General features: G+C 53.4%; 14 protein-coding genes and 1 rRNA gene. 8 read left to right on the top strand and 7 right to left on the bottom strand.

Going from position 1 to position 13,876, the window contains the following annotated elements; genetic code table 11:
• Nucleotides 1-37: 37 nt before the first annotated feature.
• A complete protein-coding gene (locus ACKI61_RS03690; RefSeq protein WP_407456440.1) occupies nt 38-1,018 on the top strand; it encodes a hypothetical protein in 981 nt (326 codons plus the stop codon).
• Between the two features lie 71 nt (nt 1,019-1,089).
• Nucleotides 1,090-1,413, top strand: a complete 324-nt coding sequence (locus ACKI61_RS03685; protein WP_407456439.1) for a hypothetical protein — start codon at nt 1,090-1,092, stop codon at nt 1,411-1,413.
• A gap of 14 nt (nt 1,414-1,427) precedes the next feature.
• Here ACKI61_RS03685 and folD read toward each other — a convergent pair whose 3' ends face one another.
• Both folD and ACKI61_RS03675 read right to left on the bottom strand, forming a co-directional pair.
• Nucleotides 1,428-2,267: a bifunctional methylenetetrahydrofolate dehydrogenase/methenyltetrahydrofolate cyclohydrolase FolD gene (folD, locus tag ACKI61_RS03680; protein ID WP_407456438.1), complete on the bottom strand. Its 840-nt coding sequence runs from the start codon at nt 2,265-2,267 to the stop codon at nt 1,428-1,430.
• A 146-nt stretch (nt 2,268-2,413) separates the two neighbouring features.
• Nucleotides 2,414-2,635, bottom strand: a complete 222-nt coding sequence (locus ACKI61_RS03675; protein ID WP_407456437.1) for a hypothetical protein — start codon at nt 2,633-2,635, stop codon at nt 2,414-2,416.
• 297 nt (nt 2,636-2,932) lie between these two features.
• On the opposite strand from ACKI61_RS03675, the gene ACKI61_RS03670 reads away from it, so the two are divergent.
• Complete coding sequence (locus ACKI61_RS03670) at nt 2,933-3,874, top strand: FKBP-type peptidyl-prolyl cis-trans isomerase (RefSeq protein WP_407456436.1); 942 nt, start codon at nt 2,933-2,935, stop codon at nt 3,872-3,874.
• 82 nt (nt 3,875-3,956) lie between these two features.
• Here the strand turns inward: ACKI61_RS03670 and ACKI61_RS03665 are convergent, their stop codons facing one another.
• The 5 genes from ACKI61_RS03665 to ACKI61_RS03645 all read right to left on the bottom strand — a co-directional run bounded on the left by ACKI61_RS03665 (nt 3,957) and on the right by ACKI61_RS03645 (nt 9,493).
• Nucleotides 3,957-5,756 carry a sensor histidine kinase gene (locus tag ACKI61_RS03665; protein WP_407456435.1) on the bottom strand — a complete coding sequence of 600 codons (1,800 nt, stop codon included), beginning with the start codon at nt 5,754-5,756 and terminating at the stop codon, nt 3,957-3,959.
• Between the two features lie 59 nt (nt 5,757-5,815).
• Nucleotides 5,816-6,538 (bottom strand): response regulator transcription factor, encoded by a 723-nt coding sequence (locus ACKI61_RS03660; protein ID WP_173567040.1) that lies wholly within the window; start codon nt 6,536-6,538, stop codon nt 5,816-5,818.
• Nucleotides 6,539-6,558: 20 nt separating this feature from the next.
• Nucleotides 6,559-7,371, bottom strand: a complete 813-nt coding sequence (locus tag ACKI61_RS03655; RefSeq protein ID WP_407456434.1) for a hypothetical protein — start codon at nt 7,369-7,371, stop codon at nt 6,559-6,561.
• 81 nt (nt 7,372-7,452) lie between these two features.
• Nucleotides 7,453-8,850, bottom strand: coding sequence for a hypothetical protein (locus tag ACKI61_RS03650; protein WP_407456433.1), 1,398 nt, complete (start codon nt 8,848-8,850; stop codon nt 7,453-7,455).
• Between the two features lie 106 nt (nt 8,851-8,956).
• Nucleotides 8,957-9,493 (bottom strand): PEGA domain-containing protein, encoded by a 537-nt coding sequence (locus tag ACKI61_RS03645; RefSeq protein ID WP_407456432.1) that lies wholly within the window; start codon nt 9,491-9,493, stop codon nt 8,957-8,959.
• A 250-nt stretch (nt 9,494-9,743) separates the two neighbouring features.
• Between ACKI61_RS03645 and ACKI61_RS03640 the strand changes: the two genes are divergently transcribed.
• From ACKI61_RS03640 to ACKI61_RS03620, 5 genes are all read left to right on the top strand, one after another.
• Complete coding sequence (locus ACKI61_RS03640; protein ID WP_407456431.1) at nt 9,744-11,432, top strand: P-loop domain-containing protein; 1,689 nt, start codon at nt 9,744-9,746, stop codon at nt 11,430-11,432.
• Between the two features lie 52 nt (nt 11,433-11,484).
• On the top strand, nt 11,485-12,051 hold the full coding sequence (locus ACKI61_RS03635; protein ID WP_407456430.1) for a flavin reductase family protein: 567 nt from the start codon (nt 11,485-11,487) through the stop codon (nt 12,049-12,051).
• A 15-nt stretch (nt 12,052-12,066) separates the two neighbouring features.
• Complete coding sequence (locus ACKI61_RS03630; RefSeq protein WP_407456429.1) at nt 12,067-12,609, top strand: hypothetical protein; 543 nt, start codon at nt 12,067-12,069, stop codon at nt 12,607-12,609.
• A 15-nt stretch (nt 12,610-12,624) separates the two neighbouring features.
• Nucleotides 12,625-13,464, top strand: a complete 840-nt coding sequence (locus tag ACKI61_RS03625; protein ID WP_407456428.1) for an MBL fold metallo-hydrolase — start codon at nt 12,625-12,627, stop codon at nt 13,462-13,464.
• Nucleotides 13,465-13,772: 308 nt separating this feature from the next.
• Nucleotides 13,773-13,876, top strand: a 16S ribosomal RNA gene (locus tag ACKI61_RS03620); the annotation flags it as partial.

Below are 13,876 nucleotides of genomic sequence, written 5' to 3'. Positions count from 1 at the left end.
TGTTGCACTTCCGCTGAAATTATTATACATTAAGGGTATGGATATCGCATCGAGTACATACCGCCGCATCTTCGTGTTCGGTTCCGGTTTCAGCAAGTCGTTTTGCCCGCAGATGCCTACGCTTCGCGATCTGAACGAGCTGATTCCCTTCGGAATCTCGGACGAATTTCCGCATCTGCGCGACTACTGCAGGCGTTTTCTGGAGCTTTGCAATAACCAGGCGGAATACCTGAATATCGAAACTCTCTCGACATCGATCCTGTCGGCACAGATTTTCCCGGGCGTTCGCGAGAGTCTATACCATTCGAGCCTGCGGTTTGAACTGTTGCGCTTTATTGCAGGCGCGATCCGCCATGACCATGCCATTGACGAATCTTCTGCGGCGGTGCTCCGCAAGTTTCTTGCAAGCTGTGTCAATTGCCCAGGCGAAGGGCTCCGCGATACGCTCTTGCTCAGCTTCAACTACGACACGCTCATCGAAAATGTCATTGCCGACGATCCGAAAATGGGTGCAGATGTGGCGGTCGATTACGGTGTCCGCATCGATCCGGCGGACCGCAGCGCTGTCCGTGCGCCGCGCACACATTCCGTAGATTTGATCAAGCTGCACGGCTCGCTGAACTGGTATCCGGTCAAGGGTGCGTCAGATCCGCTGGACTTGAAAAATGTGTGCCAGGTGGAACCTTGCGACCGTAGTTTCCCGATTTACCGCGAAGACACTCCGATCTATATTCCGATGGCGCATGCCAAGGAATCTTTCCTGCGCGGGAGCCTGTTTAATTTGTTGTGGAGCAAGGCGGACTACTATCTGAAAAATGCTCAGGAAATTTATTTCCTCGGGTACGGTTTCCCGAAAACGGATATGAACAATTTGGAATTTCTGCTCCGCCACCGTGCCCGCTTCAAGAAAGTGGTGGTGTTCGAACGCGAGGGACACCCCGATCTTGACAGGCTGCACTCGCTCCTTGGCGATATTGTCGTCAGTTGCGATGCCAAGGAATTCCTGACCAAGTTCTAGGGCGCAAAAATCGAACCCTTCTTGGCCAGTGGGTGGGACCCTTGCTATATTTTGCACTGAAGGGTGCAAAAATGAAATTTATTGGATTGGCCTTATTGATGCTTGCGGGCGTCGCTTGCGCCCAGTTGGTGCAAAAGAAGGTTCCTACGGCTGCCGATTCCATTGATTTGGGCAACAAGAAAGGGCCCGTTGTTTATGCGGACCCCAAGGAAAACGAAAAGTCTGCCATAAAAGATGCGACTGTCGAAATGGACAGCAAGAAAATTTCAAACGATTCTACTGTCGGGACGCTGATTGGCGTTGGTGCCGAATTTGTGGGGCAGACCATGAAGAACATGCTTTCGCCCAATTCTGCCGAAACCGACGCTGTCGAACTTGAACGCACGAGACGATAGCGTCTGCGGCGCTATTATCCTAAGTACTTCTCGCCACTTTCCACGCTCTGGTAGATGAGCGTGTTGATGGTCATGGGGCCAACGCCGCCCGGAACCGGAGTGTAGGCGCTGGCCACGTCTTCGAGACCCTTTTCGATATCGCCCACGCCACCCGGATGGTAGCCTGCATCGACCACGACGGCGCCCTGCTTGATCCATTCCTTCTTGATGAATTCCGGCTTGCCGACCGCACCTACCAAGATGTCCGCTTGCTTCACGAATTCGGGGAGGTTTTCGGTCTTGCTGTGGCAAATCGTCACGGTGCAGTCTGCATTCAAGAGCATCATGGCCATGGGCTTTCCAAGAATTGCGCTGCGTCCTACAACCACGGCATGCTTGCCTGCAAGCGGAATGTTGTAAGCCTTCAAGAGACGCATAATGCCGGCGGGCGTTGCGCACCCGTATGCGGGTTCGCCCATTGCCATGCGGCCAAAGCCGAGGCAGGTCACTCCGTCTACGTCCTTGCGGGCGTCAATCGCTTCGAAAGCGGCGCGTTCGTCGATGTGGCGCGGAACCGGGTGCTGCAAAAGAATGCCGTGCACGTCGTGGTTCTCGTTCAATTCCTGAATCTTGTTGAGAAGCTCTTCGGTGGTGGTGTTCTTCGGGAGTACCACGCGGATGCTTTCCATGCCCACGCGAGCGCAGGCGTTGCCCTTCATCTTCACGTACGTGGCGGATGCCGGATCGTCGCCCACGAGAATCGTTGCAAGGATCGGGGTCTTGCCCGTCTTTTCCTTGAGACGCGCTACGCGTGCGCTGAGTTCTTCTTCCGTGGTCTTAGCAAGTGCTTTGCCGTCGAGGATGAGTGCTGCCATAAGTGTCTCCGGTGCGCGTCATGCGCGGTTGTTTGCCGCAAAGATAGAATTGTTTTAGTGGATAGTCATTACATTTTGGCTAACGGAAAAAAATAAAGCCCCGCGGAAAGCGGGGCTGCGTGCGTAAAGGGAGAATCCCGAAAGCCTTACATCAGATCCTTGAGTGACGGAATCAGGGAGCAGACGATTACCCACGGGTAAGAGAGCGAGCCCTTGAGCCAGCCGGTCTTGGCCGGAGCCGTCGCAGAGGCCGTATTGTTCTCGTGCAGCGAGTCATGCAGGCTGCGGCGTACCCCCGCGATGGAGCTATCGAAAGCCTGCTTGTTGGCGGAGGCTGAATTTAAGATATTTTCAAAGCGATAGTTCATATTTTTTCCTTATTTTCTCATCCTTGTATGTAAATTTAGAAACATTTCTTCCCTTGTGCAACCCGCTTTGTAAAGCAGGGTTTACAAACTGTGTTCCGCATCACACGATGCAAATCTGGACGAAAATGGCGATTTTGCGCCATAAATGCAAATTTTTGGAAAAAAAAGCGCTTTTTTGGGGGCTTATTTTGTAAATTCTAGAGTAAAAAAGCGTTCTAAAAAGTGTTCGCTCTGCGTTCTTTTGTCCATATTTCTAACTTTCTCTGTGCAATAAATCACTCAAAATCAAGGATTTATATGAAGCAAATGCATCTTTTACCGGTCTCTTTTGCCCTTTGTGGAGCTTTGGTTGCCTGTGGCGGGTCCAAGCAGCAACCTGTTGTGGAATCTGCCCCGGCTGCAGCCCCCGCTGCCGATACGACTGCTGCGGCAGCCCCTGTCGCACCCGATCTGAGCAACCCCACGGAACGCTACAGCTACGCTCTGGGTATGGACCTCGGCAAGGCAGTCGCCAACATCAATGTTCCCTTGAATGTCGATGTGCTGATGGGCGCCATCCGCGACCAGGTGGATTCCTCCCGCGAGGTGCTGATGAGCGATTCCGCTTCGGAGTCCGCGCTGCAGGACCTTCTTTTGCAGATGCAGAAGAAAAAGGAAGACGAGGAAAAGGCCAAGGCCGCCAAGGCTCTTGACGAACAGAACCGCGTCATTGCTGAAAATGCGAAGGATTCGACGATCAAGCTGACTCCGAAGGGCGTACAGTACAAGGTGCTCAAGGATGCCGAAGGCATCAGCCCCAAGCTTGGCGACAAGGTGCAGGTGCATTATGTCGGCGCCCTTCTGGACGGTACCGAGTTCGACAATAGTGTCAAGCGCGGTGAACCGCTTGAATTCCCGGTGAACGCCGTGATTGAAGGCTGGCAGGACCTGCTGCAGGTAATGAAGGAAGGCATGAAGGTGAAGGCCTGGATCCCGAGCGCTCTCGCTTATGGCGAGGCGGGTGTACCGCCGCTCATTCCGGCCAATTCGATGCTCGTGTTCGAAGTGGAACTCCTGAAGGTCTATGCCGAGGTGCCCGCGATCGATAGCGCCGCCGTCGCCCCCGCCGTAGAACCTGCTGCTCAGCCTGCGACAACCGAAGCGGCTCCTGCCGACAAGAAGGCGGATGCTCAGAAGCCCGCTGCAAAGCCCACAGCAAAGCCCGCCGCAAAGGCTGCGAAGCCTGCCGCAAAGAAGTAGCTTCTCTCTCAAAAATTAAAAGATCCGCCGGTATATAACCAGCGGATTTTTTTATGCCCTGTTAGCTGCTTTAGCAGCGTGCCTAGATATCGAGCGGCGGGAAGTGTATCTTGGTGCGAAGTCCCGGATTTGCGTTCTCGATTTCAATCTTCATGTTAGAGAGCGTACAGAGCTTCTTCACCATCGAAAGGCCTATGCCCGTGCCGCTCGTCTGTCGCGTCATTTCGTTTTCGACGCGGTAGAATTCCTGGAACACCTTCTTCATCTCGGCTGCAGGAATGCCCGGACCATAGTCTCGTACGGCAAGGTACATGTCGCCTCCGTTCACGCGCAGTTCGATGTTCACCATCTTGTAGCTTGCATTCTTGGAGAACTTGAGCGAGTTGTCGACCAGGTTCATTAGAATCTGCATCACGGCGTCGCGGTCAATCAGCACTGTTATGTTGTCTGCATCCGTATCGGTAGAGACGGTGAGTTCGAATCCCTGCTTCTCGATGTTTCTGCTGTAAGTGGCGACAAAGTCGTCAAGTACGGCCTTGGGGCGTTCCTTGCGGAGCTGCACGTTCCAACGGTTTCCGTCGAGCTTTGAGAGGTTGAGCACATTCTGGATTAGGCGCGAAAGCCTGTCCGCTTCGCTTGCAATTTGTCCGTAGTAGCGCTGTTTCTTCTCTTCGTTTGCCACCCAGGAGTTCTGCAACAGTTCGGCGTACATCTTGATGGCGGTAAGGGGAGTCTTCAGTTCGTGCGTAATGGCCGATACGAAGTCCTGTCGCTTGGAGGCTAGTGCCACCTTGCTCTGCGTAAAGCGGTAGATGGTGACAAGGCACACGGCAATCACAATCAGCATCACGATTCCGCTCAGGAGCACGGTGAATCCGGTCGAGTTCGCGGCGGGGCTTGCGTACATCTTGAAGAGGATCTTTTCATAGGGCGGCGGGAGCGGACGACTCGTCTTGATGGTGTAGGTGGCGTTGTTCTTGCCGATGGCGAGCAATACCTTGTCGTCGCTTGTGAGCTCGATGGCGTAGGGCAGTTCGGTGTAGGCAATCTGCTCCTCCTGCGTCATGTAGTTCAGGTAGATTCCCTTGTCGACCACGAACCCCTGCACAATGGGGAGCATGCCGATGTAGATGGTACGGAAGAATACGATGTAGTCGGAGGTCATGCGGATCTTTAGGTCCGTGATGCTCACGTTAGTGTTGCTTCCGTTGAAGATGGGAATGTCCGGCGTGACCGAGGTGTCGTTCTTTGCGGTTTCCGCCATGTAGGTGAGAGCTTCCTCTTCGGAGGTCAGCTCCACGCGTGTCGGAATCTGCAGGTCGGGAATCTCGTCGTACAGCTGGTCGATCGCTTCGGTAGAGTCCACCGTCTGTACCGTCCGCTTCGGGAGCCCGTTCTTGATATCGAGCTGCCTGAGTAGGAGCTGTATCAGGTCTCGTGTCTTCTTGCGCTGTTCCTGATCGTCGAACGAGAAGTTGTCCCACATGGACTTTCCGATGCCGGTGCTCGTGTCGGGGTAGAAGGGCGTGAGGAGCTCTCCGCTGTGCGAAATCTGGAAGTGCCCGACAAGACCCTTGCGGCACTGCCTGTACAGCGAGTCGAAGTCGCAGTATGGGCCGCTCGAGTCGGGGAACGAGAAGAATTCAGAGAAAAGCCGGCTGTTTCCGCCGATCACCGTGATGGAGTTCAAAATGCCGTAGTCCTTGTAGGAACGGCTATTCTCCAGGTTGAAGTCCGACGACAGGCGGAGCCTCAGGCTTTCGTAGGCGGCGTCGATGCGCTCCTCGATCTTCTTTTCCTCGAGGGCGGACGACTGCTCGTAGGTCTTGATGAACAAGATCGTGAGTGGAATGGCAATGACCAAGAAGATTAAAACAAACACCAGGCGCTCTTTGATGATCGCCTGATGCTTTTTAATATAACTCAGTATTGTCTTTATGCTCACTTGTCAGTATCGGGCGCGGAACGCATCTGGTATCCTTCGCCGCGGAACGTCACCAGAAGCTTCGGGTGGGACGGGTCGTCTTCGATCTTCTTGCGGAGCTTGGTAATGTGGATGTCAACGGTGCGGGTGTCCACGGAGTCGGCGTTTTCGTAACCCCAGACCTTGCGGAGGAGTTCGGAGCGCGGAACGGCGTGGTCGCGGTTCTTCCACAGGTATTCAAGGATCTCGATTTCCTTGCGGGTGAAGGCGAGTTCTTCTGTACCGCGGGTGCCGGTGTATTCGCGGAAGTTCACGCGCAGGCTGCCTGCCACGAGCTTACCTTCGTTTTCCATCGTCTGGCGGCTACGGCGCAGCACTGCATCGATACGGGCCAAAAGCATCGGCACGGAGAACGGCTTCGGGATGTAGTCGTCGGCGCCATACTTGAGCCCATTGATGATATCGTCGTCGGCGTTCTTTGCAGAGAGGATGATGATCGGCAGGCTCTTGTCCTGTTCGCGAATCTTGTCGCAAACAGTGAAGCCGTCCATGCCGGGGAGCATCAGGTCCAGAAGTACCAGGTTGTACTGGCGGCTGAGTGCTTCTGCAAGGCCGCTTTCACCATCGGCGCAGTGCTTCACGTTGTATCCATTCAGATTGCATAGGTCGATCAGTCCTTCCGCAATTGCAATTTCGTCTTCGATAATAAGAATTTTGGTGCTGCTTGTATTTTCAGTCATTGATTTTACCTAGGAGTGTGTTAAATAGCGAGTCCGATACCCAGTTCGAGAGCCATATTGCCTGCATCGATTTCGGACGGGTAGTCGCCACCGATGTAGTACTTGAAGTTCGTGTAGGCTGCAATCGGGATGATGGGGAGCTTTGCGCGGAGACCCACCAGGATGTGACCGCCGATGCTGGTGTTGAGGCCTTCGTCAATGGCTGCCTTCTGCACCTTTTCCTTCATGACTTCGCCGAGCTGCTGGGTCTTTTCCTGGGCTGCCTGGACGGAAGCCGGGTCGGTCGGGTCAATCTGGGCGAGCACCTGGATCATTTCCTGGGTCGTGCCGTCAATGATGCCCGAGACGAACTTCTGGTTCAGGACAAAGCTGTTCAAGTGGTAAGAAAGACCGCCACCGATGTAGGGACGGATAATCGGGAGGAAGGTGATGGGGTAGGTGATGGAGAGGTCACCGGTCATGGCGACAAACTTCGGGTTTGCCTTGCCGAACGGGGTGCCGCCCAGTTCAATTTCAAGGGGAACCTCGGTCACGGAGCCGTTAACCGGGTCGGTGACATAGAGGGCTGCGTCGTAGGAGCCGAACTGGATGTTGAGAGTTGCTTCGATGTCGATGATCGGGAGCAGGTCCACCCACAGCTTGAAACCGAAACCTTGCATCAGGCCGTCAAAGCCCTGGTGCTGCAGGCTGACATTGTCGGCAACGGGTGCGGGTGCGTCCATCGCGTCCATCTTGGTCCCGAGACCGGGTGCGTAGTGTGCACCGATGCCCACGATAGCGAAGGACTGCGTAGCAAGCAGTGCTCCGGCGGCGAGTAATGCTTTAATGTTCATAAGGACTCCTTAAGTTTTGCCTTTTGAAACTACATAAAAATTTCAAAAGCGGATACTATTATTTTCATAAATTACTTAAAATCACTCGATGGCGGGAATCACGACTATCTTTTTTTGCCCTTTTTTGACTTTAATGTTGTCAAGCCTGTAGTCCCCGACGATCTGTCCGTGGGCTCCAAGCGCAGAAACGTTCAGCTGGTGGGTGCCTTCGGTTACCGGGATGCGGGTGACATAGATTGAGTTCGGCATAAAGAGGCCTACGCGTAGGTCCGCCTGTTCCAGCTGGCTCTGACCCACGTCGACGGCAATGTTTTTCACGAGGTCCAGGATTCCGTTGCCGGTATTCGTTGACGATTTGGCCTTCTGGGCGGCAATGGTGCGAAGGATGACGCGGGTTGCGGTGCGGACCATCGTGGTCGTGTTTTCGTCCTTCATGTTCTGTTCGAGTTCTGCATCGATGTTTGCCACCTTTTCAGGAGAAATGCGCATTTTTCCGTCCAGGTTCACGCTGAAAAGACTTGTACGCTGGGGGAGCTCCATCTTTTCGGGGAGGGCGAAACCAACGTGGAAGGTGTTGCTTCCGGCACCTGCAACGGGTGGGACGAATACGGTAAATGAGCCGACTTTCCCGGTTTTGCCGTCTTTATAGGTGAGGTTCATTGCAGTGCCGCTCACATAGGTGCCCGACAGGTACATCTCGCCCAGGATGGGGCTGTGTCCTGCATAGCCGATCACGATGATTTCTTGGCCCTTTTCGCGGGCATCGGTTGCCTTGGGCGTCTGGGAGAGGGGGGCGCTCTTGAAGTTCTTCAGGTCGTCGGCGCGGTCCATCTTGGTAAGGCTCTCGTTGATGAACTCCCAGGCTTCCTTGGGCATGCTGATGTTACCTTCTTCAAAGGCCTTGGCCGCCTTCAGGTAGGCAATGGCCGCATCGTCTTCTTCACCGGCCATCTCGTAGACGATGGCGCTCAGGTAGCGTAGCCAGCCGTTGTCGTTCACTTTCTCGTTGTCTTTTTGGTAAAGGGCTTCCGATGCAATCTGCGCCCTGCGGACTTCGACAAGGGCTCCGTCCAGGTCGCCGATGGCCAGGTAGTTCAGGATCTGGTACTGGTACATGAGCAAAACTTCAAAGGGGCGTGCCCTATAAGGACGGATATTGTCGTTTGTCACGATGGCTGCAGCCTCGTTTGTTACGGACTTGGTGTACAGGTCTTCGTAGACCTGTTCCGCCTTCTCGAAACTCTTGATACTTTCCTTGTTGTTTCCTGTATAATGGTAGAGCATGCCTTTATCGAAGTGGTAAAGGAATTCGCTGTTCTTGCCGTAGATGTCGTCCTTTTTCTTCTCGATTTTCTGAATCGTTCCTTCGAATCCCTCTTTCTTGAGAACGGGCGCGAGCGTTTCGTAGCGAGTCATGGACTTGTTGGCACAGGAGCAGAGTAAAAATGCCGATAGGGCAAATAGAACTAGGCGCTTCATAAAGACTCCGTTAATGTCGGTAGTGGAAATATAAATAAAATCAAGGCGGACAAAAAAAAGCCTCCGGCTCGTGCCGGAGGTAAGTGGTATAAACCAGAGAGAGAAATTACTTTTTCTTCTTCTTGCCCGAAGCGTCGAGCGTGATTTCGACGGTCTCTTCGCCCTTCACGGTGACGAGGGCTTCAGCGGACTTGCGGTTGGAGCATTCGGCGCGAACCACGTGGTCGCCTGCATCGAGGTTGTTGATGGTGAGAGCTGCACCGTCGGTCTTGTCGGCGTTGTCACCGTCGATGTAGATGAGGCACTTGCCCGGAATGGTGGTCACCTTGATGGCGCCCTTAGGAATCTTGGTGCCGAAGTCGAACACATTGCGCTTGTCGTTGCCCGGCCAAATGTTCACGCGCTGGTTCACCAGTTCGTAACCCTGGTCGATCACCACGAGGGTCTGGCGGCCAGACTTGACGCTCACGTTTTCAATCGGGCTCTTGCCCAAGGGTTCACCACCGAGGAACACGTCGCTGTTAGGCGGATTGGTGATGATGGTGATGGTTGCGGCCTTGCCGCGCGGAGGTGGGTCGTCGTCTGCGACGGCGGAAGTGACGAGGAATGCGATCAAGAGCGCAAAGATGTAAAGTTTCTTCATGGATTTCTCCTATTTGTTTGTACTAAAGATATAAAGTTTTTAGGGAATTTAAATTTTTTTTGTGCAAAAGTTTAGATACCTGGGGAAAATAAGGCGAAAAAGCGTGTTGGCAATGAGGTTGTTCGCTAAAGCTCCCTTAAAAAGAAGCGGCTTAGCCGCGATTATTAAATACTCAAAGACGTGAAATGCCGCGCTCGTACCTCAGAGCGACAAAGTCGCGACCTCAATCCTTTTTTCTATCTTCCCCTGTATGAAAGCCCTTTATCAGAAAATTCGTACCCTGAACGGAAAAAACTACGGACTTTACAAAAGCCTAGCTGAAAAGGCTTGGGATTTTGGTGACTTTGTCCTTGAATTTTTGCATGTGCAGGGGGACCCGTATGCGCCTGCGTCCCGTGTGCTGATTCGCTCGAAACTCCAGATGCTCGGGTATGCGACTGAATGGGGGGGCGATTTCGAACACAGGCTTGCGCTGAGCGATTTCGTGTACCGCAAGCTTTCGGCTCTGGTGAGGGAGAGGTATCCGGAAAAGGATGCCGCAATCGTTTTTGATGTCGCTGGACCCGAGATGCTGGTGCGAAACAGCCTCTGGATAGACAATGGCGAACTCAGGGCGTGCCTGCAGGTAAGGCTCCCGGGCGACGGTCGCAAGATTCAGAGCGAAGCCGCTGCCGAAATTTTGACGATGGTGCTGCCCGACCTTGTGTCTGCCGGGGTGTATTACAGCAAGTCTGACGAGAAGGCTCTACAGGAGCATTACCGTGTGCTTGCCGAACGCAAGGAAATCCTTGCTCAGCTTGATTCCCGCGGATTATGTGCCTTTGTGCCCGATGGCGCGGTCCTTCCACGAGCATCAGGCTTGAGTGAATTACCGCTGGAAGGGGCTGTCCCGTTTGCCGCTCCCGAACAGATGGCGGTGACTTTGAACGCGTGCGGTCGCGAAATCCGCGGCATGGGAATCCCGAAGGGAATCACGGTGATTACCGGTGGCGCGTTTCACGGCAAGTCCACATTACTTCAGGCGCTGATTCGCGCCGTCTACCCACATGTTCCTGGAGACGGCCGCGAAGGAATCGTTGTGGACGAGACCGCTCTGCGAGTCGGGGTTGAAGACGGCCGCTGCGTGCGCGGAACGGACTTGTCGATGTTCGTGCGCGACTTGCCGGGCGGCGTGAGCACTAAGAATTTTACGACACTTTCGGCGTCGGGCTCCACGAGCGAAGCCGCGAACTTGCTCGAAGCCATGGAGGCGGGCGCGACGACTTTCCTGATTGACGAAGATTCGTCCGCGGTGAATTTTTTGATCCGCGATGTCCGCGTGCGCAAGCTCCTGGGCGACGAACGCGAACCGTTGATTCCCTTGACCGACCGCATTCGCGAGCTTGCCTCCGCGGGCATGAACTTCATTCTTGTCGCGGGAGCCTGTGGCGACTACCTCGACCTTGCCGACAACATCGTGGTCATGGCAAACTACAAGGCCGAATGTGCAAAGTCTTCGAAGTCGCCGAAATCGCAACAATCCATAGCCGCGGCCTCAAGCGCGCGCCCGTTTGTAGCCTACATGCAACCTTTGCAAAAATCTGTGCGCCCCACCTCAGCGGTCGAGCGCCAAGTCAAGGTAAAACTCTCAGGCGATACTTTGTTGCAAATCGGGTTTCTGGTGTCTGATACTTCGCGCCTCAACACGCTTGTCGACAAGCAACAACGCCTTGGTGCCGGATTCTTGCTTTTGAACTTGCTGCAGAACGTCGCCAGCAATTCGGAATCGTCCGATGCCTCTGCCGCCGGTGATTCTGTGGCTGCGACCATCCGGAAACTTTACGAAAAAATCCAGAACGTGGGCTTCCGCAATCTGCCGCAGGGCATGAGCCGCGAAATGAGCCTCCCGCGTGTCGTTGATATTGCCTGCGTGGCGTTCCGCCTGCGCGAAGGTCGTTGATTTTCATTAATTGCTTTTTGTATATTGTCTAGCAATATTAAAGGAGTAAACAATGCGTAAAGATCTCGGTGTTAAAGCTTACTTGTATCCGCAACCTACCTTGGTGATTGCAACCTACAACGAAGACGGTTCCACGAATGCCATGGTGGCCGCATGGGGCTCCATTAGCGATACAAACCAGGTGGCTATTTACGTGGCGCATAGTCATAAGACCATGCCGAATATTTTGGCCCGCAAGGCGTTTACCGTGAGCATGGCGACGGCAAAGAACATCAAGGCAATCGATTACTTGGGAATTACGTCGGGCAATAAGGTGGCCGACAAGTTTGCCCATTCCGGCCTGACCTCTGTCAAGAGCGCTCATGTGGATGCCCCGCTGATTGCGGAACTTCCGCTCGCATTGGAATGCAAGTTCGTAAGCTACAACGAAGATTCGGAACTTTTGCTCGGGGAAATCGTGAATGTGTCTGTCGACGATTCCGTACTCGATGAATCCGGCAAGCTCTCAGTTGAAAAGCTCGCGCCGGTTTGCTACGATTCTGCAGGCCATGGCTACTATGTGATGGAACGCCGTGTAGGCAACGCCTTCAGTGACGGGAAATTGTTCGGCAATGTTTAATTTTTTTTGGGGGATATGAAGAGTCTTAATATTTTTTCAAGTGTCGTGGCGGCTGCTTTGTTGGCCGCTTGCGGTGGTACTTCCAGTACTTCAAACGATCCGGTAGAACCGAGTAGTTCTGCCTTGGAGTCTTCAACTGTCGAACCCACTGCCGACACGGTATGGAACAAGGCGAACCTTACCTGGTACATATCGTGGCCGGATCCGGGCAGCGAAGAATGCGTGGTGTACAATGGTTGCGAATGGTCCGGGTATTTTGCAGCGCTGTCTGACCAGCAAACCGAAGAATGGGTGCGCGAACACAATATCATATCCATTCACGAAAAGGATTTTGGCAAGTACAAGCTGAAGACTTTTAGACTCCGCCAGAATGACCGCACTATAGATGCCGTTGTCTGTGACAAGTGCGCCGATAGCGATTGCGACGGGTGCTGCACCAAGAACGCGGGCGAACTCGGGTTCCTGATCGACATCGAAAGCTATACCTGCGAACGCCTTTCCGGCACTAAAGACGGCTGCGATGGCGTCATTGAATGGACTTGCCTCGACTGTGAATAATCCGGCTTTTGCAATATGAAAATTCGAGTTCTGATCGATAACATTGCTAGCTCATGTGGCTCCCGCAAGCTCTTTGGCGAGAGGGGCCTGTCGGTATATGTGGAATTCGAGGGCAAGCGCTACCTGCTCGATACGGGGGCGTCGCACTTGTTCGCCAAAAATGCAGGCGTGATGGGAGTGGATCTTTCAAAGATTGACATGGGCGTTTTGAGCCATGCGCATTTCGACCACAGCGATGGTATGGCGAAGTTCTTTGCGCTTAACAAGACTGCACCGTTTTATCTGCGCAAGGGTGCTGGCGAAAACTGCTACCATGCGCACAAATTGCTTGGTCGGTTTACTTATCACGAATACATTGGAATTCACAAGGGCTTTTTAAAGCGCTTCGCAGACCGCATTCGTTTTGCCGAAGGTGATGCGCTGATTGCGCCGAATGTGTATCTGGTGCCGCACAAGATGCCTGGGCTCGAAAGCATTGGCGAGCGCGCACATCTTTCGGTCAAGGAAAACGGCAAGTTCCGCTACGATAGTTTTGATCACGAACAAAGTCTCGTGTTCGATACGCCCAAGGGCTTGTTTGTCATGAACAGCTGCAGCCACGGTGGCGCAGACAATATCGTAAAAGAAATCGAGGCGACATTCCCGGGCAAGAAAATCTATGCGCTTTTGGGCGGATTCCACTTGTTCCGTTATAAAGATGAAGTCGTGCGTGTCTTTGCCGAGCGCTTGCGCGAACTGGATGTCCAGAAGATTTATACGGGGCATTGCACCGGAAACCGCGCGTTTGAAATCTTGCACGAAGTCCTGGGCGACCGAGTCGAGCAAATGCACGCCGGATTGACGGTGGAATTGTAGCTCAGGGAAAATTTTGGTTTATAGATTGTTGATAACTAGTGATTGACGCAGACTATAGCTAGTCATTAGCGAAAAAAGTGGAAAAAAACAAAATTTTTTGCCTTAACCCCTTGACGGACACGGCATAAAGTTCTATAATTGGCCTCACCCGCGAACGAAAGGGTTCAAGCCCGGACGAACGCGACGGAGGCCCGCGAGGCCGCCGGGAAGATTGAAGGAATCGGAGATGTGCTTAGTGACGGGTCCAAGAGATTTCTTGGAGTAGTCAATTATACGAACGTGATTAACGGGACCAAGACTTTAAAAGATTAATGAAGAGTTTGATCCTGGCTCAGAACGAACGCTGGTGGCGTGTCTTATACATGCAAGTCGAGCGGTGCAGCAATGCATAGCGGCGAACGGGTGAGTAACG

It is taken from the genome of Fibrobacter sp., assembly GCF_045601785.1.
Classification (GTDB): domain Bacteria; phylum Fibrobacterota; class Fibrobacteria; order Fibrobacterales; family Fibrobacteraceae; genus Fibrobacter.
Note: the sequence above shows the minus strand (reverse complement) of the source record. Positions and strands in the feature narration are given on the sequence as shown.

Bases quoted from the DNA above. Each gene is read 5' to 3' on its own strand.
- ACKI61_RS03690 (WP_407456440.1), top strand. From the start codon at position 38: ATGGATATCGCATCGAGTACATACCGCCGCATCTTCGTGTTCGGTTCC.
- ACKI61_RS03685 (WP_407456439.1), top strand. From the start codon at position 1,090: ATGAAATTTATTGGATTGGCCTTATTGATGCTTGCGGGCGTCGCTTGC.
- folD (WP_407456438.1), bottom strand. From the start codon at position 2,267: ATGGCAGCACTCATCCTCGACGGCAAAGCACTTGCTAAGACCACGGAA.
- ACKI61_RS03675 (WP_407456437.1), bottom strand. From the start codon at position 2,635: ATGAACTATCGCTTTGAAAATATCTTAAATTCAGCCTCCGCCAACAAG.
- ACKI61_RS03670 (WP_407456436.1), top strand. From the start codon at position 2,933: ATGAAGCAAATGCATCTTTTACCGGTCTCTTTTGCCCTTTGTGGAGCT.
- ACKI61_RS03660 (WP_173567040.1), bottom strand. From the start codon at position 6,538: ATGACTGAAAATACAAGCAGCACCAAAATTCTTATTATCGAAGACGAA.
- ACKI61_RS03655 (WP_407456434.1), bottom strand. From the start codon at position 7,371: ATGAACATTAAAGCATTACTCGCCGCCGGAGCACTGCTTGCTACGCAG.
- ACKI61_RS03650 (WP_407456433.1), bottom strand. From the start codon at position 8,850: ATGAAGCGCCTAGTTCTATTTGCCCTATCGGCATTTTTACTCTGCTCC.
- ACKI61_RS03645 (WP_407456432.1), bottom strand. From the start codon at position 9,493: ATGAAGAAACTTTACATCTTTGCGCTCTTGATCGCATTCCTCGTCACT.
- ACKI61_RS03640 (WP_407456431.1), top strand. From the start codon at position 9,744: ATGAAAGCCCTTTATCAGAAAATTCGTACCCTGAACGGAAAAAACTAC.
- ACKI61_RS03635 (WP_407456430.1), top strand. From the start codon at position 11,485: ATGCGTAAAGATCTCGGTGTTAAAGCTTACTTGTATCCGCAACCTACC.
- ACKI61_RS03630 (WP_407456429.1), top strand. From the start codon at position 12,067: ATGAAGAGTCTTAATATTTTTTCAAGTGTCGTGGCGGCTGCTTTGTTG.
- ACKI61_RS03625 (WP_407456428.1), top strand. From the start codon at position 12,625: ATGAAAATTCGAGTTCTGATCGATAACATTGCTAGCTCATGTGGCTCC.